Here is a 25,670-nt window from a genome sequence, read left to right as displayed (position 1 = left end):
TAGTTAGCTCCAGGTTGCTTTTTCTAGGCATCGACAATGAGTATTAATCTTTTGTTAACTAGTAAAATATTATTTTTTAGTTATTGTAATGTTTATTCGAATTCCCCTTTTAGAAAGGTGGTTTTTTCGTGTATTTAAGATTATATCTATGATGCTTTTTTAGTATTCTTAGCTAAGACAATTTACCAATTCTATGGAGTTTCTAATTGACCATAAAAAATACAAATCCTAAAAAGAAAAATTGTTGCTAATAACTTTTCTCCTTAAAGAAAACCGTAAGGAAATTTCACTATTTTTCTTAAAGAAATGACTTTATTTTGAGTCCTACCTTTTTTCATGATAGGAAATGCAGTTTGTAAGCAATTTTTTACAATTTACACTTATTTGACGATCACATGAAAGAGGAGTGAATATGTAATTTCAAATGTATAATATAGTTATTTGATATAGGATATAGGACACAACCGAAAGTACATGGATAAATAATCTTACATAGTTATAAACTGTTTTGATGTAAAAGTTTATTCAGAGTAGAATTAACTTGCTCCTTATAATCAGTAAATAATGTTTTTGTTTCCGTAATAAATTCTTTTCTAGATAGGTTCTTAGTTTTATTATCATTAATATTTATTAAAATTCTTTTGGCCTCAGTATATAATGTCTGATCAGACCTAGCTGCATTGGGTAGGATGTATCTAACTAATGTGTCTTCCGCAGAATCGATATCGTCTTCCATAACTATAGTATCTATTTCAGATAAAACACTTGTAAGATATTGTATTTTTTTTGTTTCCATTTCGTCAATTATAGTTTGTTGACGCGATTCTATAAACTCTGTCAGTTTAAACTTAATTGAATCAATATCTCTTTGAGCTGCAGTGAAAATTTGTTGGTGCAAGTCTTTCATATTAAGTTTCTTGGGTCCTTTGATAGATAACTTCTTTAAAATATAATAAAGTAAATGATAATAAACTTTTTCGTAGTCATTTTCACAATTACCAAACCCATGGTCTTCAAGAGTTTTAGTAATTGCTTTTCCACTTTCATCAAAATCAACTTCATCAATTCTTAACGAAAATTTTTTTATAACCTTTCCAAAGTCTACCTCAGTAACGTTTTTTAAATAGTCATGTACTTGTCCCCATTTTTCACTTTCACATTCATTCTTCTCCTTCAATTTTTCTTTCAATATAAGAAGTATCTCTTTTATTGCTGATTTTTCATTTGAAAGTGAAAGTTTATTGTTATATATATTTTTCCATACTTCTAAGCCTTTGGTAGAATCATGTTTACTTACCTGAAACCGGGATCCTCTTTCCGTTCCTATATGTGCATTTGTACAAAAAACAAAAGATAGGTGTTCAATTGTGAATGAATTTGCCTTTAAATGGTAAATGAAATTTAATATTGCTTCAAACACTTCTTTATTTCTTAAAGTAATGCTTCCATCAATATGTTTAATCTGTATTAGTTCTCTTTTTTTTGAGGGGAAAGTGATTATATCTAAATCTTCTCCATGTTCTAAATCTATAGATTGGTCATCTTTTAATTTAATCCAATCTAAAATTGATATATTTGCTTGATAAAAGTATCCTCTAATGGTAGCCCAAGCATCTCTCTCTAACCTATCGACAATAAACAATTACATCAACAACCTTTCAACATAATATTCGAATATCTCACGTTTCGTGTTCTTTAGTTCTTTAACATTACTAAAATAAAAACGTTATGTGAAGACTAATTAGCTTTTGGCTACAATCATTCCCCTGTTATTGCAAATGAACATGTTAATTATAAAATATTTTTGTTAGAAAGCCAGTTAGTTTTAATCCCGCTATCTCTTGTTAGGGAATATATGTTGAATGCCTAACGCATATACTTTACATTTATCCAAACCTATTGTTATCTGCATTTGTTACGTTGCAAAATGATCAGGAAAAAGTTAATGGCGGTGCATCTTGCGTAGACATTAAATTGGTAGATAAAAATAACAAAAATATTAGTTTATCTGTTAATGAAGAAACCCTAAATGATTTTTATTGTATGATAATGAAAATAAAGTCGTTAAATGACTATTTAACATAAAGAATACCCAATATGATTATAGGAGAGATTTAAGTAATCTTCATATGTTGATTTTGAAAACCACTAGGTTTTTTCTTGACCCAACTCATTTCCCAACTTAGGGTTTTTGTATAAATAATGAATGGGAGATGTATTCATACAAGATGTTAGCACTAAGCGTTCAATAATGAACACATAAAAAAGGCTCTACAAGAAAATGAATGAACCATTATCCATAAAATAAAAGTTAATTTGGTTGTAGAGTAATTCTCTGCAAAGCTTTTCAAAAAAGCAAAAACAATATTATTGTAGATGTGGTAAAATCTACATATATAGTTTTTCCTAATTTAAAATCATTCAGAGTGTTTAAGTAAATAGTGTGGAGGTATAGATTTGATTAAGGTAAAAATGGAAAAACCCAATTATGATATAACAGATATTCGGAAAAATATAATGATGGATAAATCATTTCAATTGCCAAAAAACGTGATGGCTGAAAGAAAAAAAAATATCTTTAAGAGTTTTAATTACAAATGTGCATACTGTGAATCTAAATTAGATTTCGGCTCTGACATTGATAATTATCGCCCAAAGAGTGGTGCCAGAAATTCTGACGGGACGGTTTCAAAAGAACATTATTGGTGGCTTAAATTTGAATGGGATAACTTACTACCGGTTTGTATAGAATGTAACGCAAATAAAAGTAACCGTTTTCCAGTGTTATCAAAGAGGGTAGATCCTGGAACATTTGAATATAAAGAACTAGCAAATGAATTACCATCTTTATTTCACCCATACTATGATGATTCAGAAAAATATTTGTTATATAGTGAAGATGGGTACATTTACTCAGATAACCAACGAGCCCTAATAACAATTGAAACTCTAAATTTAAATAGAATTAGTTTGGTTGATCAAAGAAGAAAAGAATACAGGATGCTACATGCGAAATGGACTATGCTAGTAGATTGTTATTCCAGAACATTAAACAAAAATAGTATTGAAAATACACTACTTTTAGAGAAGATGATTCTGGAAATAAAGTCAAAATTAGAAGAGAAAGAAGAATTTTGTGGTCTAAAAAGACAATTTATAAGATTATGGATGCGTGCAATTCCTTCACTAAAGGAATTATTAGTTACAAGAGTACCATTTTTTAATTCTTTTTACAATAAATTTCCAGAAATTATAATGAGCGAGAATATCACAGAACTAAAATCTTTTCGTGATTGGGAAAGAGCAAAAGATAATTATGATATAAAAAAACAAGGTGATCGTAAAAAGTATTTCAGTAAAAGGCGACATATTGAAAGAGTAGTAATTAGTAATTTCAAAACAATTAAAAAGTTGGATATAGTTATAACTCTTGGGAAAAGTAATAAATATTCCGCACCTTGGTTAATGCTCCTCGGAGAAAATGGTACAGGTAAGTCAACAGTTTTACATGCAATTGCTTTAACCCTAATGGACAAGGAATCACGTGAAAGATATGTTAAAAATGCTGCTAGTCTATTAAAAGCTGGAACTGAAGAAGGTTTTGTTTCAGTATACTTAAGCGGGAGTTATGAACCTATTACTATTAATTTCTGCAAAGATAGAAAGGATTTCTTTGGAGATAATAACAGTGCTCAAAGAGTAATAATATTGGGTTATGGCTCTACTAGGTTATTACCAAAACGAACATCACGAAAAAAAGATCATTTCGGTGTATTACGTGTGGATAACTTGTTCAATCCTCTGTATTTTTTAGTTAACGCAAGTAAGCAATTATTTCAGTTAGAACATAATGAATTTCAAGACTTTATTCCTGTTCTAAAATCATTGTTATTATTAAAGGATGTTTCTATAGAAAAAGATCAAAAACTTACAAATAAGATAATCCTTAACTATAATAATAAGTATAAAGTTGCATTCGATGAATTAAGTGATGGCTATCGCTCAATGATAGCTTTAGCAGTTGATATAATAATGGCATTACGTTATTTAAATTGGAATCCTGATGATGGTGAAGCTATTGTATTAATCGATGAATTAGATGCGCATCTTCATCCTCAATGGATACTTCAGATAGTTACACGAATGCGTAAAACGTTTCCTAACATTCAGTTCATTGTTACTAGTCATGACCCTCTATGTTTACGTGGATTGGAACAGGATGAGATTGTAGTTTTACAAAAAGATAACGAGGATGAAGTATTCATTGAAAGAGAACTCCCACCACAAGAGTTTCTTGAGGTTGACCGCCTATTGAAATCGCAGTTTTTTGGATTAAATGACACACTCGATCCTGACGTAAATGCTGGTTTTAAAGAATATTATAGGCTATTAGGTCTAATTAATAGGAATCGTGTAGAAGAGGAGCAATTGAAAGTTCTTAAGAAGAAGCTTATAACTAATGATTATTTAGGAAAAACCCCTAGAGAACAAATGATGTATGAAGTTATAGATGAATATATGGCGAAAACACAATCTAATCCTATAAAAAGTCTTGTAAATTTAAAAAATGAAACAAAGAGAAAATTACTTGAAATTATTACTTCGGTGGAAGGAGGACAGGGTCCTTCAGATGATTCACATTAAAAGATCCATTACACCAGATTGTTTATTAGAAAATGGTATTTCAGATGGTTCACTTGAGACGGAAAGGGCAATATATCATTATACTAGTGGGAAGACTGAGGATTTCAATTTCGAAACATATAAAAAAGTTAAAACAGAACTAAAGACAATGTTTTCTGGTAAATGTGCTTACTGTGAAAGTAAGATTGAGCATGTGCAGTACATGCATGTAGAGCATTACAGACCAAAGGGGTATATTCAAGGAGAACCAAAAGGGTCGCCAGGTTACTTTTGGCTTGGCAATAAATGGGAGAACCTACTTTTAGCATGTGAAATTTGTAATGGACAGGGATTTAAAGGCAATCATTTTCCATTAAAAGATTCTAAAAAACGAGTTAAAGACCCTGCAGGAAATATCTACCAAGAGGAACCTCTTCTTATTAATCCATGTGAAGAAGAACATCCTGAGGACCATATTATTTTTAAAGAGGATGGAGATATAAAAGGAGTTAGTTTAATAGGGTTACATTCCATAAAGCATTATGGATTATATCGTGAAGATTTGAGGAAGGAAAGAGCAAGGCATATGCATGAATTAAATATTTTTTTAATAGCTTTAGCAGGCCTGATTGAAAGCTATGATAAAAACAAGAGCTCATTAGCAGAAGAAGGAATAAGGGAGATAATAAAAACATTTAAGTTAAAAAAAGATAATGAAGCTCAGTTTGCCGGTTTGTCAAGACAGTATCTTCATGAAAAGGTATATGATTTATTATAAAACATGGTTATTTTATCTAAATGTATTCAGTATAAAATAGCTTTATAGAAATGGTGTAATTAAGTAATCATATTGACTTACATTACTCCATTTTTATAAAAAAATTAGAAACAATAGCCTTAGTATGCAAAGGACAAAGATTCTACTAGTAAGAGAGTGTAATGATCCTAATTATCTCAGTTAAATCAAATTTTAGAGGTGGAGAATTTAAAAAGATTATGGATGTTTATTTCTCTAAAACAGTACAGATGAAGTTTTTCCGATTGGTTTAGTTTTAGGGGAAATACACAAAAACAGGAACCCCTTTTTGAAAGGATAATCATAATCTGTATCAAAAACTGAGAATTACCGAAATGGTAAACTTAAAATATTACCTATATAGAAGAATAACTCTCGGAAGAAAAAGGGAGTACTCAAAAAGGATTTGATTTTTGGTCGAAGAAAGATTAAAGGTATTTGAAAATCAAAATAGTTTGTCTGTCGTCAGATTAAGAGACGACCAGTGTTAACTCTTATAAGTTATTTTTGTTATTCAACAAAAGGGCGCGTTTGTGTAATAAGCACAATAGCGTTGTAAGGTGAAGATTAGTGAGATGCTAACTTTTTGCTAACTTTCAGTTTTTGAAACAACTTTACTTCACCAATTAGAGGAGACCTTTCGTAAGTTCACTGAACTTATGGGAGGTCTTTTCTTCGATATTTTTTGTCATATGAGCGTAAATGTTCATCGTCTTGTTTATATCTGAATGCCCTAATCTTTCTTGAATCTCCTTTACGCCTGCCCCAGATTTAATGAGAAGGGATGTATGAGTATGTCTAAAGCTGTGGGGGGTAATATGTTTGTCTACATCCAAATGAGGCATCAGAAAAATTTATAGCTTTGGAAGTTGGGAAACAACAAATAGTAAACCTTGCAAGAATTCTTTATTATACTCCTGATGAAAATATAGTTATTAAAGAATTGATTAGAATTGATCCAGACTTTTTATTATTAGCACAAGAAATGTTACGACCCAGACGGTAAAAGGCTGTAAATAATGTTCGCAGCATGAGGGATACATATGCTGTATGTACCCTCATGCTAGTAATACTATTACAAACCTTGCCAACTAATCAAAGGGTACCCACAATGTGAGACCCCTTTCCCCAACAATAAATAGAGTTGTCACACCGTTATAGTGGATGATTATTCTATAATTAAGAGATTCGATAAAAGGGGTTTCTTACCAACCGGATTTAGCTAATTCTATGAATTATTTAAAATAGTTAAAAAATTATAATTTAGAAGTAATCTTAAATGATGAATCCGTTTTTAAAGTAGAAATACCAAAAATATATGAGAATTCAGTTTCTATACCTATTATTTCAACTACTAATGAGTAGGAAGGCGATATTTATTGTATTATTTCGAACTCAGATAAAATAAACCTTTACAAAAAGTTCAAGAGAGAAGAGATACATTACTTTAAAGATGAAATACTAGGATAGGCAGTTTAATAGGTTCTTTCTAACAATCGTGTTATCGAAGTTATGATTGCACAATTTGAATGGAGATAGGTGTGTCCAATTGACCGCTCCTCCTACTTATTTCCAAATCTCATATGCGTCCTAAAAGAGAATTTGAAGGCAAAAGTCTGACGTTATAATCCTGAATTGTTAAAAGAAACAGATATAAAAGTTTGTATCATATAAGAAAGTCACTTAAAGTTCCCTATGAAAAAGCTTATTAATAGTACAAGAGGGTATAGCAGGAATAGTTCATCAAATTCTAATTCATAAGTTATACGGTAAATATGGTGATTCTGTAAATCATATAATTCCAAGGTAAAAGGGGGAATTTCAAGTTTTAAAAATTGTGTTTGTGCATGTAAAAGGTGTAACAGTATAAAATCTAATTTAACTCTTGATGAATTTTATCATTATAATGAACCAGCAAATGGAAAAATAAATATTCAAGAGTTGTTTCAATTACAATTTATAACAAGAATAGTAAGTTTAGCAAAAAATATGTTGATTATAATCAATGCTTATCTCCAAGTGAGGTTGGAAACATTAAAGCATGGATAGCAGACTTCGCTGTAAGCTTTCAAGGGTTGAAAAATAACATATTACATGTTTGTGATGGAGCAACAGGAAGCATGCACTAGCTTGTTATATAAAACCAATAATCTCATAAACATTATATTTTTTAGAACTTGGGAGAAAAGTCTCTCTTTTGTTAGTTTTATATTGACGAAAAGAAAAAGCAGATTGTATATACGGTACATTAAACCAGGTTCAAAAGATTAAGAACTATCTAATATCTCTCCTGCTAAATTATTTAAATTAAACACCAAAAATATTATAAGGGTGTGTTACAAATGACAAATTTTGCAATTAGGATTCCGAGTGCTATAAATAAAGTTATAAATAATTACCTTCATTTCTTTGGTAAAGAATATGGCTATGTTTATTCTAATGTTTTATTTAGAGATGGGACAACTTTTGTAAATGTAGATCATTATGGAAGAGTAGTTGTGCGTCAAGAAGAAGCCATTGAAAATGATAATGAAACTTATAGTTTACCATCTGAGTTACCTGTTGATGGAAAAGAAGTCAAGTATGCGTATTCCATAGTCTCTTCGCATAGAGCAGAGTGGGGGTTAATATATTTAAAGTTTTATGATAATACATCTATTTTATTTCAAATGTGGGGTGACCAAGAAGAATTACCTAAAGAAGAATATTATTTAGATGTTGATCATAATGAAGTACTCTTTGTGGATCTAGTTCTTGGTGTTTATGGAATGGAAATAGTGAACCAGAACCTTTTGGACATAACGGTAGAACTGACTCTCGGTGATAATACTATTGTTCGAGTTATTATACCAACTGATAGTGAAGCAAATATAAAGGAAATTACAATTAATTCTATAAGTATTGTTGAAAAAGGACATACTTTTAATCTTATTGAGAATGATATAAGTTTTAAAAACTTTGAACATTGGATTCAAGACGAATTAAATTATCTTGTAAAAAAAATAAGATCTTAAGCGTTTTTCCGATAATTATTCCTAATATAGAGCCGATATACAATATTATAGAGAAGCAAAAGAAAAAGCAATAGAAATAAAAAATTCGATCATCTATACTGATTGTTCCATTGGTGAAGCTTATATCTATTTATTAGAAAAGGATGAGCGGACTGTTATTAAACTGTATGAAGAAGTATTGAAGATTCTTCAAAATACGAAATCAGTAGAATTGAACATTAACACTTTACCGGTCCTTCTTGACTTAATGAAAAAACAGGAGATGTGGTCTGACGTACTAAATATTCTTGAAACCTGGAGAAGTAATTTCTCAGAATGGGGGAAAACTCTTACGTAACATGGTGTGAGCAAAAATATCAAGAATATTTAAAAAAATCTTACGTAGATTTTATGAAAAAGAAAAAAGGAAGAAATGATTTATGTTATTGTGGAAGTAGGATAAAATTTAAAAGATGCCAGGGAAAAATTATTTAATATCTTGCCTTAATATGAGGGGATTTGATTTGATGAGTTATCGCCCAAAACCAATAGACACTAGTAAAGTTACTTTATCGGAGGAAATACTAGAATTAACAGAACATTTAGCAGAACATACACATGATATTTGGGCTCAGCAAAGAATGGATCAAGGCTGGACTTATGGTGAAAAAAGAGATGACGATAAAAAGCTTCACCCGTGCTTAATACCATATGAAGAACTGCCGGAGAATGAAAAGAACTATGACCGAAATACTTCATTAGAAACATTAAAAGCAATATTAGCTCTGGGATATCGGTTTGTAAAATAATTTGATTATATAAATTCCCCCTTGGAATAAAAGAGTTTTGGTTTCTCCGCTACTCTTGATTCAAAGGGGGGGTATTGTATTTTAATTGGCTCTATCCCCTTAATTTATAGCAAAGTGATCATGCATATCAAATAGGATTGGTAGTCGAATCATTCTGAAATTATCCTCTATTTCCATCCTAATCTCAAAATCAATATGAGGATATTGGATCACTTCTTCGTAGAATTCCAGTAATTCCATTGATTGGCCAGCTTTAATTTTTGCAATTATAAACTGTTTATCGGCTAGCAAATCTTTTAAGGTCGTCCAATCTTCATTTTGAAGGAGATGCTGATGGAAGTGAGCTACCTGATAGTCTAGTAATTCTTTTGTTCCTTCAAGATATTGTTTTTTACAATGCTCCATAAGTTTCTGTTGGCCATTTTTTTCAACAATCCAATAAGGGTAACTCCACTTTTTATCAATCAGCCAGTCCTTGATACTTTTATGAAATGGCTCGATGGTGTCTTCGTTTGAATAGAATAAGCTACCAATTCCCTCCAAAATCTCTGCTTCTTGATACTTATCCCAGTTAAGTATTATTCTTGGAATCTCAATAGGAAGCGGACCCAGTGCAGCCATGACTAATTCAAGGAGTGGGCGGTAATCTCTGTTGTAAACAACTTTGTCTGGAAATTGCCGCTCAAAGAAATTTAAGTAAATCATCTTTAAGCCAGTCGGAAAAGTATCAAGATTGTCTAAATGAAGGTTCCCATTCTTTAGTTCCTTTATTACTTCCGTTATGTAAAGGAATACTCCTTCACTTTTCTCGATTAATTTAGCGATTTGGGTTTCATTATACTGGAGTCCATTCATCTCTAAATTTTTCTTTAAATAGGATTCAATATCGTTAATATTGTTTGTATCCATTGTATCTAATACAAAAGGCTTAAGGTTGCCTAGACGACGAACAATATCCGTTTCTGGTCGACTGGTAATAACAAGCCCTAACCAATTTGGGATTTTATCAAATTCTTGTCCAATCACATGCAACAATTCAGAGATTTCCTTAGCTTCATCAAGTGCATCAAGAATTAATACACAACGTTGCTTTTGAGGGGCAATGTTGTTCAAAGGCTCTATAAACAGATAGTTGAAAAGTCCGACAGTATTTTTTTCGGCAATACTGTCTTGCCTTAAGTTTGGAATACTCTGGAGTTCCTCCATATACTCCGGTATCTGGGTGGCTAAGTAATAGGCTAACGAACATAGGGCACGTTTGGGATTCCTGCGGTCGCTGTCATTATGCTTGAAAAAGTGAACTCCGACAACGCTTTTCGATTCTAGAGATAATTTTGCAGAAAACGCTGATTTACCTACACCCGCCTGTCCTTTTACCCAAAAGACGCGAGACTCATTTTGGTTTTCCAACCAATCCTGGAATTGATTGTACAGCCAATCGCGCCCTATAAATCCTTCCATATGCCTACCGATTTCACCCTTATCGTCCATGGCAGCTAGAATGTCTCTTAAATGTGTAAGTTCACCTTCGAAGCCTAGTTTATAATTTCCATTTAACACTTTGCAGAGCTCTTCAAAGCCTTTTTGGTATTGCTCTTTCTGCTGATAACTTTGTAAATCCAGCCATTGAATTCGTGCAATTGGAAGAGGGGGTTGAATTTGCTGGACCATAATTGGCACAATATCTTTCCCTTGAAATCTTGCATAGCTGATTTCGTCTAAACAAACACCATCTGGTCGTCGCATTGAATGAGGTGTCATTAAGACAATAATCCAGTGAGATTGACCAATCCCCTTTTCGATGGAATGGTCCCAATAATTCTGCACTTTTATTCTTTTTCCATCAATCCAAACATTAAAACCGACTTTTTCTAAATCCACACTTAACTGTTCTGCTAAACATGCATGCTCATCATGTCCATAGCTTATAAACACATTTTTCATTTTACTTCCCCCAAGAACCGTTCTTTCTTATTCTTTTATTAAATCTTTTCCTTGTGAATTGTAGAAAATTTTTAAATATCTAATGTTGTCTCGATTAAATTTCTTATAATCCTCAGAAAGCTCATCCCATGGGATTAGAACCTTATGTAATTTTAAGTTTTCTAGTTCATGTTTAGGTAAAGGGTTGTCTATTGCTGTGACTTTCCATCCTCTTAAGAAATGAAAATCCTTCCATCGTTCATGCTCTACGATTGCTAGTGAATCAGGCTTGATATATGTCTCGATATACTCAGCAAACCCAGCATCATCAAGGATTTCATTTTGATGTCTAGGGTCTTGTTTTGGTACAGATTTTAGGCCTAATAACATCAACTTTGTATCATTATGGAGCATTTGGTATCGGTTTGACTCCTGTTTAAATGCATTAAGTTCTTCCCAATCCTTGTCCCATTGAGTTCTTTTCCCTTCATCTTCTTTTCTTTTCAGATATTTGTTATGGGCTTCTTTTGCTAATTTCTTAAGTCCTTCATTTAAAACATAATCACTATTTAAGACTTCTCCAAGCATTGCATATCGTTTTACCTGTTTATAGGTATCTATATGCTCATCCAACCAGTTGCTTATTTTATTATCGTCTTTCATCTTCAGAAAAATAGGGACATTCGGGATTTTCTCCATTAATTCGATTCCTTCGATCATATCAATGAAATCATCCTTTAGGGAAAGATAGACATGAGTAATGGGTACATCTATTTGATTTAACTCATTTAGTAATCCTTGATAGATTAAATCTACCTTTTTAAACTGAATGTTCGCCAAATCACGAGACTTCTTCGCTAAAAAATTCCATTCTTTTTCTACCCTTTCAATATTGCGATCCAAAATGGTAAAATGCATTTTTTCTTTTGTTAGGAAGTGGCCAAGATTCAGAATATGGAAGGCAAGGTGTTGATTTCTTTTTCCAAAACCTATAAATAAAACATGCAAAGGTTCTCCATCTTCTTTTCGAAGTTGGGTTTCATACCCTATGTATAAAGGATAGTCACTTAACATTTTTTCAGCAATTAACATGGAAGTAGAAAAATTATTGGATTTTACTTTATACCCACCTTCTTCTAAGAGTAAATTTTCGTATATTTGCAACGTTTTGGCATGCTCTAAATGCAATAAAATCGGTAGTTGTTTACCATTTTTTGGTTTGGCGATGGAACGAACTGAAAGATAGTTTTCGAGGTTTATGGAATCATCCTCATCAAATAAAATAAGATAGCTAGCTTTGTTGATGCTGTTTTTATATTGAAATTCTGATGATTCGAATGAATCGATTTTTATTATTGGTACACCGAGATCGAAGAGTTCCTTTTTGTTTTCCTCAGAAAGGGATTGGTCGACTACGATTACTCGATGTCTATCTTCTTTTAAATTTTTTATAAGAATGTAAGATTGATAGTTATACCCAAAAACAAGAATATGGCCACCAAAATTTCGGTATAGCATCCCTTTTACTGATGTTCCAAAGTATTTTACAAACAATTTAGTAACGGTTGCAAAAGAAAATAAAAAAGCTGTCCAACGTGCAATTTCAATAGGTAGCGGGACGTTTCCAAACTTATTGGCTGCTGTGTTAAAAACCGTATCATAATCTAGGAAAAAGAGCCTGATTGTCGAATAGACTGCATTGAATCCTGTGTGTTTATAAGGTGGTACTGAATACTCATAAAAACCATAGATTCCATATGCTAATGTAAACATTAACATTGTTCCTTGAAAGAAATACTGCTTTAAGTACCAATAAAAGAATGTAGTTGACCAAGAAAGGCCTATAAAAATTAAAATAATTGTATTATTATCAAACCAATTTTTACAGAATCCAATGATTCCCACGACTGTTAAAATAATTGCTAAACTAAAGTGATATATCTTAAACTTCTCCAAGTTGTATTCCCCACTTATTTAATTTTTTTATCATTCTAAAGGGCTATATTTTTTTATGTATATCCTAGATCAATAATTGTTCAAGGTCACCATAGCGGTATTTCTGACATAATCTTTAACCTGTTCTATTAGAGGATCATAGGGAACTAGATTAGGATGTTCCTTTTTCCGGTCATTCCGCTTGGGTCAAAAGTCCGACCATTTATTCTTTGTTGTGACCATATTTCATCGATGTTTTTTGCAATCTATTCTCATAATTCCAAAAATTCAAAGGTTTAGGTTTATAGTTCATAGTACTCGAGGAGTTCCTTCCCATATTTATATATGTGAAATTATCTCATATTTCACATATATAAATATGGTTTTTTTGTATTTTTAGTATGCAAGACTTAGCTTAAGTATCACCCTTTTAATGAGTGTTTACTATAATTTAATATCACTTCCATAGGGACGTTTCCAAGAACAGTGAATATTAACCATTGATAGAGGGAGTATAACATGAGTACACTGGCAGAAATGCCTATGACATGAAGCACCGATAATATCTGACACAACCGAACCAATTTTGATGTTGGCTCCTTCTAGGACTTCCTGAATCAATTCACCAGAAATTAGAAGGTTATGAATTTTATTTGATATTTGTTAATTGAAAAGCTAAAAACCTATTCCTTGAACGGTATAATTGGAAAAGATTTTATAATAGGGGATAAATGGATTTCACCGACATGATCGTAAAAATGATTGATAGTATTATAACCGTGGGGCTATTGTTTGAAAGTAAAGAAAATAAATAAATAATAAGGGGCAGCAACCGTGCATAATTCTAATTTAGTTAGAGTGTTTATTAGTTCCACATTTAGTGATTTTGAAAAAGAGAGAAATGCCTTACAAGATAATGTGTACCCACGCCTTCAAGATCTTTGTGCTCAAAGAGAGGCAAAATTTCAAGCTGTAGACCTTAGGTGGGGGGTAAGTGATAGGGAAGCTATTTCCCAAAAGACTATGAAAATTTGTCTGGAAGAGTTAGATCGGTGTCAAAAACTTTCACTGCGCCCCAATTTCCTGATGTTGATCGGTGATAGATATGGGTGGCAGCCGATTCCTGAGGAGATTCCATCCAAAGAGTTAAAAGAAATAGGAACAATTATTAGTAAGGAAGATCTATCACTGCTTCAACATTGGTATAAGCAAGATAAGAACTATGTACCTTCACTACATATTCTTCAACCCCGAGCAAAAAATGATACAGATAATCCAAATTGGGATGAAATTGAACAAAAACTCAGAGATATTTTACGGCATGCAATAAAAGACCTGGGATGGCAGGATAATGATGAAAGGTGCCTCAAGTATTTTGCTTCGGCAACAGAAATGGAAATTGTAAAAGGGGCATTACAACCCATGGATGCTTCTCAACATGTTGTTTGTGTCATGCGTACAATTCAAAATTTAAAAAACGTCGAGAAAACAGATTCTGTAAAGCAATTTATTGATTTAAATAAAGAGACAGGAAAACATGACAGTTATGCCAATTTCCGTTTATCTGAGTTAAAAGAAAGGATAGAACATAAGTTTTCAGATCGTATTCTTAGATATAATGCTAAACGGAGTGGAAAAGGACTTACAAAAGGGCACCTAGATCAAATGTGCGATGAAGTATATGAACAAATATCCCATATTATAATCTCACAATTAGAACTAAAAGGAAAAAAAGGTGATACACCTAATGAAATAGAAATAGAAATGCATAACAAATACGCCCAGCAACAGGCTCAAGATTATGTAGGCAGGGAAGTTTCTCGCCAATTTATACAGAAACATATTAATGAAAATCTAAACCCGTTAGTCATTTCTGGATCTAGTGGAACGGGGAAAACTGCACTAATGGCAAAAGTCAGTGAAGGGGTTAAAACTTCCTTTAAAGATACGATTATATTACGTAGATTTATTGGGGTGAGTCCATTATCATTTGAAACCAATGCATTGCTTGAAAGCATATATCAAGAATTAAAGCAGGTGTATTCTCCACTTCTTAACAGCATTAAAGAAAACAGAGAAAATATGGATTGGGATGAATGGTTAAAAGAAATAAGAAAACTAATCACAGCGCATTCAGAAAAGCGTGTAGTGCTGTTCTTGGATGCTGTTGATCAACTACACCATTCATTAGAGATTCTAAAGGGAATTTCCTCAATTACTAATTTGAAGGTTGTATTCTCCATTACACCAGACCTAATTAAATATATAAAAACCCTCCTCCCTGATGTGTATCTTTATAAATTAAAGGAGATGGGGAAAAAAGATGGAGAACTTTTGCTAGACCACTGGTTACAGAAGTCACAAAAAATGTTACAACCTCAACAGCGTTTGTACTTGCTTCAACAATTTCGTCATTGCCCAACACCCCTATATTTAAAACTGGCTTTTGAACATGCAAGTAAATGGCATAGTTGGGAAAATGAAAATAAGATTGAACCATCAGTCCATGGAATCATCAATGGTTTTTTAGAGCAGTTAGAAAACAAACATGGAGAAGTGTTAACTTCAACTGCGCTATCACTTTTAGCGGTATCCTCTCAAGGATTATCAGAACAAGAATGGCTATCTCTCATATATAAAAACAGAAAGATCATACGAGAATTTAAAGAGAGATATCCTCTTTCTCCTAAAACTTCTGCATTGCCATTTCATGCATTTTCAAAATTATATTTTGATCTTCAGCCTTTCTTAATAAAGAGCGATGAAGTGGCACTACATAACTTTATCCATTCACAGTTTCAGGAAGCGGTAGAGGAAAAGTATTTAAAGGATAAGAAAAAAATTCGAGCTATCAGGAAGAAGTTAATAGAATTTTTCCTTATTAATGGGATCACCGATCGAACTGTTTTCGAATTACCTTATCTTTTAAAGAAAAATGAAGAATGGGAGCAACTTGCCGATCTACTAATCGATGAAAAATATATAAATCAGATTAGTGATCAAGGGAGATTCTATAGCGTATTACATGACTGGAAGGATCTTGAAGAAAACTCTTGGATACAAAGGGAGGAATACTTCTCAACAATCGTAAAAAATGTGGAGAACTATCAAGATGAATATTTAAAATTTTATGCTGATATCTTTTTTTTCAATGGCTCTTTTGATGAGACCTTGTTACTATACGACAAACTAATTAAACGTCAGGAAGGTAGCGAGAATAAAAAAGAACATGCTACTTTATTATTTAAAAAAGGGATGGTTTACAAAACAAGTGGTGGGGATCTTAATCAAGCGTTGTCATTGTATGCAAAAAGCTTGGAGATTTCTAGAAACATAGGGGATCAAGAATTAGTAGCCGTATGTCTCAATAATCAGGGAGAAATTTATAGAATAAATAATCCGGAAGCAGCACAGAAAATGTATGAAGAGGCTCATGCTATAGGGGTAGATATAAACGATAAGGAATTAATAGCTGTAACTTTAAATAATCGGGCATTAATCTTCCATGAACAAGAAGAATTAGATAATGCCCTCCTTTTATATGAAGAAGCGATAAAAATAGTATTGGAGATAAAAGATCCCGATAAGTATTGTACATATTTATATAATTTGGGATGTGTTTACTATTTAAAAGGAGATTTAGATCAGGCACTAATTCTTTTTCAGCATTCTTTAGAAATCATGAGCGAAATCGGCTTAGGGAATCCCTTTCAAGTTTTGGAACGTCTGCGGCATATTGCTATAGTATATAGAGAAAAAAAGCAATGGAAAGAAGCATTAAAAATAATTGAAATTATTGACCACGTTCTTCTTGAAACAGAAGACTTTGATTTATATATTACTTGCCAGTTTGAAAAAGCTGATTTTTATATGGAACTAAGAAGATTAGAAGATGCTTTAGATTTATATGAGGATTTAGAAGAAGTATTAGAAGAACAAGAGGAATGGGATACATTGGTGAGTTGTTTGTGTAAACAAGCACAGATTTACGCTCAACTGGGAAAAATGAAAAAATCTATGGATGCATTTTTGAAGAGGCAAAAGATTATACCAAAAATGGGTAATCAACAGATTCGTGATTCATTTTTACAGGTGACTCAAACTCCTTTAGAAGGACGCATTATAGGTAAAAAGCAGAATATAAAGTCGAGAAATATAATTCAGTCACCTATTGGTCGAAATAAACCATGTCCTTGCGGTAGTGGGAAAAAATATAAAAAGTGTTGCTTTCTTATAGGAAAATAAAAGAGTAGGTATATTGATGAATTAAGTATTTCCTTCAGGAAATTAAAAATAAACCCCAAAACGAAATTCCTGAAAATAGTTTGTTATTAAAGTATATTGATTTAGCTCCTTTTGCTAGAGTAACTTTTACAATAGGCTTATTATCTTTAACTGGAAAGAGGAGGTTTACTTAAACCTCCTCAATTAGTTGTTTTCTACTTAAAAAAACAAATCATCTGGTCACATGGTCACAGATTAAATGGTTTTATATTTAATTAGATGAAATTAAATGATAAATAATTTGTTAAAAAGTGCATTAAATCAATACTTTCGGCATTTTATATTACTTAATGTAATCAAAAAAAGAAATCTTTCCGCTTACTTCAAAACTGCTTGAGTTTTGAATACGTTCATTATTGGCTGGAAAATGAGTTGATAAAGTCCCGAAACCGTTTTATAGTTGAGCTAAAAATGGGTGAAGATATCTTGATCCACAATTATCGTTCTGCCATGAAGCCAGCATAGAATTTGCAACTAATGTTAAATAAACTTAGCCCTCTCTCCATTATTTATGAAATTGAATGGGCGACATGATGTAATGATTCAAAAAGACAAAACCAGTCACACCAGTAACTTCGCACGACAGCATAATATCCTCCTTAATTATAACGAGTGGGTTGATTTGCATTGCCATCTTTATAACTTAACCACTGCTATATCAAGCATATATTATAATTACTTATATGGATTATGGTTCGCAAGTATTTTTATAAGAAACAGTAGCCGACTTAGATTCCCTACTTTAATGAAAAATCAAAATTTTTAAATGGTGGTATATTGGTTTGGAAAATCCAAAAATAATTAAAGTAGGTTGTCCCAGTTTAATGTATGAATACAAATATCAATATCTTATAAAGTCCCAACTTGGCTAATAGGTATTACTAGAATATAATGGTAATAGATTAGAATGAATGAGAGGGATACTTTTGACTGCCAAAATTGTAGTAAGCCATGCGACAGCAGACAAGCCTATTGTTGAAGCTTTTGTGGAATATCTTAGGCTAACATTAGACTTAAAGAGAAATGACATTTATTGTACATCTATTTCAGGAACAATTCCTACAGGTGTAAAATTTGTTGAACACATCAAGGATCATATAGAGGGAGCACAAATAGTTCCACTGTTGTTGACTGAGAACTACTTCAAAAGCAGATTTTGCTTAGCTGAACTTGGGGCTGTATGGATGATAAACAAAAATATTTATCCTATCCTTATGCCACCTTTAAACTTTGATGTTCTTGACAGTACCCCCTTAGCTGGGATGCAGGCTAAGCGTATTAGTAGTCCTGATGATCTGATTGGGATTGCGGACGAGTTCTACAATATGGGGATTATGGAGACAGCACCAATAGTTACTTTAATATCCCAAAAGGCTAGAGAATTTTTTGGAAATATTGATGGGATAATGGCTCAAATTAAAACTAAAGAGGAGCAAACAGTCTCACAAGAGGAATATGAAAAGCTAAACCAAGATAATGAAATGCTTCTAAAATGATTAACTGAGCAATCAGTACAGTATGAAAAACTTGAAGATATGCTTGAACAAATCAAACAGGCTAAAGACAAGAAAGAAATAGCAGAAATCGAAATGAATAATATGCCTTTATGGAAGCAGTTTGTGCATCTGAAGGATGATACTAGAGCAGTTCTACAAAAATTGGATAAAATTGTACAAAGCGCATTATTCTATGATGTTCGTGGTGAGGAATATTGGCCTCCGATGCCTACATATAAAGAAGAAGTCACACAACTAGAGTCACGCGAAAGAATCTTTTTTGACTACTCAGGTGGTGGAGTCACAGCTAATGAAAAATACCCCGACATTGGTAATGCAGTCGGAAAGATTAATGCTTTAGTTAGTTTCATAAAAGCTAATCATGATATACTTGAGGATACATTTCTACAAGAATATAACATACCTTTGAGTCATAAGTCTGCAGACTTTTGGGAAGATGTGTTACATGCGAGCATTGTTTTAAGGGATAGATAATTGTGTCTTATCAAAAAATATTTAAGGTTGGGTTTCTTTGCAACTCGCCTTAAATTTATGTAAAGTCAAGTGCAATATATTAAGGAAGTACAAATAGGATGTTATTAAGGATCAACAATTATTAAGTAAATTAAAACAGCTTACCAAAAGAAAAATCTTTTGAAAGCTGTATGAAGAAGGATGCTGATTAAATTCAGCTCCTTTTTTTAGGCTTGTTAGTCCATGCAGATCCACCTGTCACCACTCTAAGCAGTATAGCTGGTAACAAATAGAAGAATAAAAAGGAGAGTCAGGTGATGGACAGGAGTTAAAGCAAAATGAAAAAGATGTAGTAACTTTTATTGTCAAGGAATTTGCTGTTACTATGCGAGAACCTAATTTTGAAATATGGGAAAAGAAATTGCTTGATAACCTAACACTAACTGAGTTATTTTGTTATTTAGGTAATAGAACTTTGTTATGGATTTGTTCGGATCCCCAATTTTCATAAACTGGAAGATCTAATCTGTGTTAGTTCCCTAATGTGTCTGTATTTTGGCTAATAAGGGGCAGTTTGTCCCATTAGCTCAGGTGGATAAAGTATACGCCTTCTAAGCTGTGGGTTCGAATCCCTCATAGGTCATCTGAACGGCGGAAGCATTGTTAAACAATGTTTTTGCCGTTTTTAAATACCCTCAAAATATGCTAAAAAGCAAGCGGGGGAAGGATACGTTGCATCTCAAGGGAAGAGGTCACCTTTAAAGTAGTTTTAAACTGTTGTTTAAATATGTTTAAAATATTTTAGGGGGCTTTTTTATGTCTAGAACAGCTAAAAGAGGACAAGCAAAATTAACTCGGAGTAATGTAGATACAATTAGTAAAGGCGAAATCTCATATGAATTATTCAATATTTATACAAGAAGCATTACTCACTTATCCAAAGGAATACACTTCATTTCATTTCCAGATGAAGTGAATGATACAATTAGAGAATTGATGAACACTTCAAAAAGGACCAAATTCAGCACCAGAACAATCCTAACGTGAAGGATAGTGAAAAAGGTGAAAGGCGTGTCTATCGCCACTGTAAACTCCATTCTTAGGCATATGAAGGCATTCTACTACTTCCTTATTGATGAGAAATATGTTGGAAGCAATCCATTGCTTAATATCAAAATTTAAGGAAGTAAGCGAAATTAAATCACTCAGTATCTAGAACAGCCCGTCCAACGCTCATATGCAGGGTTTAGGATACGTCATGATATTACTTTTACTTGATACAGGTATGAGTTTTAGTGAAGCGATTGGTCTTAGAATAGAGGATATAGTCCTCAAAACGAATGTGATTGAATTAAAAAGTGCTACTACGAAGAATAGAAAACAAGATATGTTCCGATTACTCAAAAAACAAATAAGATAATTAGAGAATAGCTTGCTGAAAAAGAAGAATTTTTCAACGCAAGTATTGAGATGGTAAGGAAATATGTCAACATTACAGACAAGAACATCTTTTCTCAACATAATATTTAAAATATAGAAATGGGTAAGAGTTACATTTCCAGAATAAATACCATAAAATTATTTTACTTTGGTTAGCCATAATATGAATTTTTTATAATCCCATGCAATAACATATTTGCTTTTAATTCAATTTTTTAGTAAAATAGATAATTCATTTATTTTTCATGCAAATAATTTAAGATTAGTTTCTTGAATTTTATATCATTGTTAAATAAATTTAAAATTAACATGTATGTTCACATAAGTTGGAGTAATACTAAATGTGGGATATAATATTTAAGTTGAAGATGTCTACTACAAATGAGGTTACGCACTATGATAAAGAATATCCTTAAAACATTGATAATTACTTCATGTACTGGTGAAAAAAGATTTAAACCAGAGAATGAATTAATACAAGATGATTTTAAAACAAATGAAACATTATCCAAAAGAGAAAAAGAACTAGAAGAATATGAATCAAATGCATCTGACTTATACACTGGAATGCAACATTTAAGATTAATGGAAGGGATTGACTTGTTAAGAGAAAATTATGGAAATGATATAGTTGATTTATCCATTATATCAGCTGGTTATGGATTAATTAATGAAAAGAAAAAAATAGTTCCATATGAAGTTACTTTTAACAATATGAATAGTAAAGAAATTAAAGAATGGTCTGACCATTTACAAATCCAAAATTCAGCGAGTAATGAATTTAGTAAGTATGACTTAATCATATTTTTATTAGGTGATAAATATATAAGGTCGCTTCAACTTCCAATTAAAGGGTTAAGTGTAAATCAAAAACTAGTGTTTCTTGCTAGTAAAACCAGTAAAAAATTTATTCCTGATAGTAATCCATACTACTTTTTAGAAGTAGGACAAAATGATGCAAAAGAATTTAGTTATGGTTTAGTTGGACTAAAGGGGTTTTTGTTTAAACTGTTATCTAAAGAGATAGTAACCCACGGAAAAGATTTTCTAAATGAAATCTATAATAATCCAACAGTAATCATGGATGCCTTAAATAAGTACAGAGTAAAAGATAATAGTAACCATCAGCTATCTTTATTTAATGAAAAAGAAAATGATATACAATCCTCTAACAAGAAAATGAAAGATAAGAAAAAGAAAGATACCCAATTAGCCCAAGTAAATATTTCTATTCCCGAGTCTCAATATGCTAAGAACTATGGATTACACAATCTTAAATTCTTTATGCCTGAAAATGATGATAGAGTGGATCCTAATTTTAATTTTATTACAGAAGAACATACAAAAGATAGAGACCCTATTTCTGATGATGTTTATGCACATGAAATATATGATAAACCAAACTATGATGGAGTCCTTATTTCTAAAATAAATATAGATCAGACAAAAACTAGAAAAGAGCAAATATTAAATGCTGGTGGATTGCATAAATTCTTGAGACTTCCTAATAACATTCCATTATATGGTGATTGTGGCGCATTTAGCTATATACAGAAAGAAAAGCCACCATATGAAACAGATGAGATTCTTGACTATTATGAACAGATGGGTTTCGATATAGGTACAAGTATTGACCATTTAATCATAGGGAAAATTGCTGATAATGAGGAAATGAGAGAATTCCGTTATCAATTAACATTAAAAAACGCCAATGATTTTATTGAAAAACATAAAGAAGGTAATTATACATTTATTCCATCAGGAATTGCTCAAGGGTGGGACGTTGAATCATATCGTAACTCCTTTACAGAACTAATTAAAATGGGCTATCGTCATATCTCCCTTGGGGGACTTGCACTTGCAAAATCGGAGGAAATATTAGAAATCTTACATGCGATTGCACCAATTGTGCCAGAGTATCTAGAAATTCATTTGCTCGGTGCTGCAAGATTAGATTATCTTGATGTATTCCATAAACTTGGAGTAACTTCTTTTGATTCTACCGCTTTCTTAAAGAAAGCTTGGGGAGGAGCAACTGGAGGAAATTATTTTACTCAAGATAAAAATAAATACGCGGCTTTACGTATCCCACAGGCTGATGAAAAGAAGAATGCGCGTGTTAAGGAACTTGTAAATAGAGGAATTGATACTATAGATGGTTTTATTAAACTTGAACAAAAATCTTTAGGGAATGTGAGAGAATTTGATTTAGGAAAAATAGACATAACCAGTACGGTTGAAACTGTACTTGAATACGATTCCTATTTTGAAACATTAAAGGACTATAAACAAAAATATAAAAAGGAAAAAGCCATAAGAGATAAATATATTTCTGAGAATTTAAATATAAGTGAGCAAGAATTAGATCGTATTGAAAAGGACTTATTAAAAATATTGAAAGAAGTAAACAAAAAGAAAGAAATCATCGGAATGGAGGAATATCTTTTAGGAGATGTAAGCTTCCATTCACTTATTAGTAGGAATGAAGCTCTCTTTAAAGATGCTTTAGATAATGTAACTTTAGAGCATATGAATAAACTTAGAATTGTAGAAAAGGAAGCTATAGAGGTAAAGAATTTGCCTTTATTAGAAGCAACATTAAAGGATTTCTTTGTTGAAAATTTTGATCGTATATATTCAACTAATAAATTAAGACCGCTTTACCATGAAGTATTAACTGACAAACCATGGAAAAGTTGTTCTTGTTCTGTCTGTAGAAATGTAGGTGTTGAAGTAATTATTTTTCGGGGGAATAATAGAAACCGGAGAAGAGGTTTTCACAATACGTATGTTTTTTATAATCAATTAAAGGAAATTGTTAAACAAAAGGAAGGATCATTCTCTTGATCTTTCCTTTTTTACTTTTAATTTTACCTAACAATAGGGAAACATGTTTATCCCAAAAAAGGATTAAAAAAATATCTATAGAAAATAATATATAATAAATGAAATAATATTTTATTAAATTATTGTACAGCAATAAAGTGTATATTACATGGTAGAAGTCCTTGCATTTTTTAAAAAAATTTAAAACATGGTGATAAAATTGATTAGTTTAGAAATAAGCGGTGTACAGAAAATAGATATAAAAGAAAACAAGTCAATATATAGTTATATTGCTACCAAAGAGGAAATATTAAGTTGGAACATAAGAGAGTCAAAAAATCCGTCCTACTATTTGGATGGATTAATAATTATTATATGTAAAACTATAAATGAAAATAAAGAAGGTGTACATCTTACTATTGAGATAGTAGATCCGATTATTATTAGCAAATTTACGAATAAGGAAAGGCAAGAAAAACAATACCTAATTTTCAAAGTGGAAAATTTACCGGAGATACTTCTTAATTCATTCATTAAAAGTAGTAAACTTAATAATTTAGTTGAAATGAAAAGTACTAACTTGAGTAAAAATTCATTAAAACTTATTACCTATTCTTCACTCGAAAATTTAATATTCGAAATTTTTGAGTTCAGTAATTATTCAAATACAGATGAACTTGGTAGTTTGTTCAAAGACTATTTTGAGCAATTAATTAAAGTGAATGGCCTTTACTTTCCAAATAGTTTACGTGAAGTTCAGGAAATAAAAGAGAAAACAGTTATACATAATTTAAACTCTTGGTATATACTTTTATGCTTTTTTAAAGAACAATTGGAAGATAATGTTGTTGATATTCAAATACCAAACCTAACAATGGAAATTAAATATAAAAATTGGACTGGAACATTTTTTGACCGAGAAAACCCAATATGGGAGGAACTTTATCCTAATTCCAGAAAAAATTACCCTTCCAAAAAAATCAAAATTAAAACTTATAACCATTGGAGAAAATTAACTAAAGAATTGCCTTCAGAATAGGGCAATTTTTTTATTTGGAAATTATCTTTAATAATTCCAACTATAGGTATATAATTAGTTTATCACGTATCTTCACGTATCATTTAAAGGGGTGGGTAATTTGGATTTTTACGTTAGTTGGTCACATAGCGATGCTATATTTAGTGATTATTTTGATTCTTGTCCAATGCTAATTTCAGCCATTCCAGAAAATAAAAATACCCTTAAAAGATTTTCTAACTATCCAAGTAAGTTAATCATTGATTCCGGGGCATTATATTATGCCCAAAAAAAGGGGATTAAGAGCCTAAAAGAAATAATGGACACACAGATGTTTTTAATCGATTCTATACCTGATACTCTCCCAATTAAAATAGTACATTTAGATGAGCCTTTATTAGATAAAAATTCATTATCTGAAAAATATGACTCCGTTGAAAGAACGTTATTTAATGCTTTGGAACATATGAAATTATTTAATTCTATTAAATCTCCTAAAAATGTTTCAATGATTGGTGTAATACAAGGGTATGATTTTCCAAGTATTCAATATTCGATTCATGAATTAAAAAAAATGGGGTATACCAGTTTTGGCTTAGGATCATTATTAAATAAATCTGCAAAAGAACAAATTAAATTTATAAAATATGCCTCAAGTTTTGTTGGACCTGAGAATTTACATATATTTGGGGTTACCGGAATTGAACAAATTAAACAAATGGCAAACTTGAAAATAAGTTCGTTTGACTCGAGTCGACCCACTATGGCAGCAGCGTTCTTTCAGGTAATGTATAGTAACCCTTTTAGAACTTATGTAATATCATCGTCTAAAGTAAATAAACCTCAAAAACGCATAGAAAAACCATTAAATTGTAATTGCCCAATATGTTTAGTAAATCCACACGACATACTAAATATCTCCCATCGATATTATATGAAGAAGCGATCTGTTCATAATTATTACCATCTAGTTAAAACAATTGAAAATATAAACAATGTAGAAGGAGGAAATATTGGTTACAAGCCTGGGTAGATCATTTGTCTTGTTTAAGA

Annotated in this window: 15 protein-coding genes and 1 pseudogene; 12 read left to right on the top strand and 4 right to left on the bottom strand. The window is 31.6% G+C overall.

Going from position 1 to position 25,670, the window contains the following annotated elements; all coding sequences use genetic code 11:
- Positions 1-496: 496 nt before the first annotated feature.
- Positions 497-1,642, bottom strand: a complete 1,146-nt coding sequence (locus tag ACQKMF_RS10750) for a hypothetical protein (protein WP_427573043.1) — start codon at positions 1,640-1,642, stop codon at positions 497-499.
- Between the two features lie 815 nt (positions 1,643-2,457).
- Here ACQKMF_RS10750 and ACQKMF_RS10745 point away from each other — a divergent pair.
- Together ACQKMF_RS10745 and ACQKMF_RS10740 are read left to right on the top strand one after the other, a co-directional pair.
- The gene (locus ACQKMF_RS10745; protein WP_427573041.1) at positions 2,458-4,644 is read left to right on the top strand and encodes an AAA family ATPase; all 2,187 of its coding nucleotides are present in this window, start codon (positions 2,458-2,460) and stop codon (positions 4,642-4,644) included.
- Positions 4,631-5,401: a hypothetical protein gene (locus ACQKMF_RS10740; RefSeq protein WP_427573039.1), complete on the top strand. Its 771-nt coding sequence runs from the start codon at positions 4,631-4,633 to the stop codon at positions 5,399-5,401. Before ACQKMF_RS10745 ends, ACQKMF_RS10740 begins: the two co-directional genes overlap by 14 nt.
- A gap of 644 nt (positions 5,402-6,045) precedes the next feature.
- Here ACQKMF_RS10740 and ACQKMF_RS10735 read toward each other — a convergent pair.
- Positions 6,046-6,252: pseudogene (locus ACQKMF_RS10735) on the bottom strand (tyrosine-type recombinase/integrase); the annotation flags it as partial.
- A 1,509-nt stretch (positions 6,253-7,761) separates the two neighbouring features.
- Between ACQKMF_RS10735 and ACQKMF_RS10730 the strand changes: the two are divergent.
- The 3 genes from ACQKMF_RS10730 (at position 7,762) to ACQKMF_RS10720 (ending at position 9,221) form a co-directional block, all read left to right on the top strand.
- Complete coding sequence (locus ACQKMF_RS10730; protein ID WP_427573037.1) at positions 7,762-8,433, top strand: hypothetical protein; 672 nt, start codon at positions 7,762-7,764, stop codon at positions 8,431-8,433.
- A 315-nt stretch (positions 8,434-8,748) separates the two neighbouring features.
- Positions 8,749-8,907 carry an SEC-C metal-binding domain-containing protein gene (locus tag ACQKMF_RS10725; protein ID WP_427573035.1) on the top strand — a complete coding sequence of 53 codons (159 nt, stop codon included), beginning with the start codon at positions 8,749-8,751 and terminating at the stop codon, positions 8,905-8,907.
- A gap of 32 nt (positions 8,908-8,939) precedes the next feature.
- On the top strand, positions 8,940-9,221 hold the full coding sequence (locus tag ACQKMF_RS10720; protein ID WP_427573033.1) for a RyR domain-containing protein: 282 nt from the start codon (positions 8,940-8,942) through the stop codon (positions 9,219-9,221).
- A gap of 99 nt (positions 9,222-9,320) precedes the next feature.
- Here the strand turns inward: ACQKMF_RS10720 and ACQKMF_RS10715 are convergent, their stop codons facing one another.
- Together ACQKMF_RS10715 and ACQKMF_RS10710 are read right to left on the bottom strand one after the other, a co-directional pair.
- Positions 9,321-11,165: a TIR domain-containing protein gene (locus ACQKMF_RS10715; RefSeq protein WP_427573031.1), complete on the bottom strand. Its 1,845-nt coding sequence runs from the start codon at positions 11,163-11,165 to the stop codon at positions 9,321-9,323.
- A gap of 27 nt (positions 11,166-11,192) precedes the next feature.
- Entirely contained in the window at positions 11,193-13,100 is a 1,908-nt protein-coding gene (locus ACQKMF_RS10710; RefSeq protein WP_427573029.1) for a hypothetical protein, read from the bottom strand.
- Positions 13,101-13,913: 813 nt separating this feature from the next.
- Between ACQKMF_RS10710 and ACQKMF_RS10705 the strand changes: the two genes are divergently transcribed.
- The 7 genes from ACQKMF_RS10705 to ACQKMF_RS10675 all read left to right on the top strand — a co-directional run bounded on the left by ACQKMF_RS10705 (position 13,914) and on the right by ACQKMF_RS10675 (position 25,650).
- The gene (locus tag ACQKMF_RS10705) at positions 13,914-17,324 is read left to right on the top strand and encodes a tetratricopeptide repeat protein (protein ID WP_427573027.1); all 3,411 of its coding nucleotides are present in this window, start codon (positions 13,914-13,916) and stop codon (positions 17,322-17,324) included.
- Positions 17,325-18,289: 965 nt separating this feature from the next.
- Positions 18,290-18,859 (top strand): toll/interleukin-1 receptor domain-containing protein, encoded by a 570-nt coding sequence (locus ACQKMF_RS10700; protein ID WP_427573025.1) that lies wholly within the window; start codon positions 18,290-18,292, stop codon positions 18,857-18,859.
- Positions 18,860-18,898: 39 nt separating this feature from the next.
- Entirely contained in the window at positions 18,899-19,354 is a 456-nt protein-coding gene (locus ACQKMF_RS10695) for a hypothetical protein (RefSeq protein ID WP_427573023.1), read from the top strand.
- Between the two features lie 795 nt (positions 19,355-20,149).
- Positions 20,150-20,380: a hypothetical protein gene (locus ACQKMF_RS10690; RefSeq protein ID WP_427573021.1), complete on the top strand. Its 231-nt coding sequence runs from the start codon at positions 20,150-20,152 to the stop codon at positions 20,378-20,380.
- Positions 20,381-21,169: 789 nt separating this feature from the next.
- On the top strand, positions 21,170-23,620 hold the full coding sequence (gene dpdA, locus ACQKMF_RS10685) for a tRNA-guanine transglycosylase DpdA (RefSeq protein WP_427573019.1): 2,451 nt from the start codon (positions 21,170-21,172) through the stop codon (positions 23,618-23,620).
- Between the two features lie 199 nt (positions 23,621-23,819).
- Entirely contained in the window at positions 23,820-24,638 is an 819-nt protein-coding gene (locus ACQKMF_RS10680) for a hypothetical protein (RefSeq protein WP_427573017.1), read from the top strand.
- A 100-nt stretch (positions 24,639-24,738) separates the two neighbouring features.
- Positions 24,739-25,650 carry a queuine tRNA-ribosyltransferase gene (locus ACQKMF_RS10675; protein ID WP_427573015.1) on the top strand — a complete coding sequence of 304 codons (912 nt, stop codon included), beginning with the start codon at positions 24,739-24,741 and terminating at the stop codon, positions 25,648-25,650.
- Positions 25,651-25,670 lie beyond the last annotated feature (20 nt).

Source organism: Peribacillus sp. NPDC101480 (assembly GCF_050277335.1).
In the GTDB taxonomy this organism is placed as follows: domain Bacteria; phylum Bacillota; class Bacilli; order Bacillales; family DSM-1321; genus Peribacillus.
This window is presented reverse-complemented; position numbering and strand designations above follow the sequence as displayed.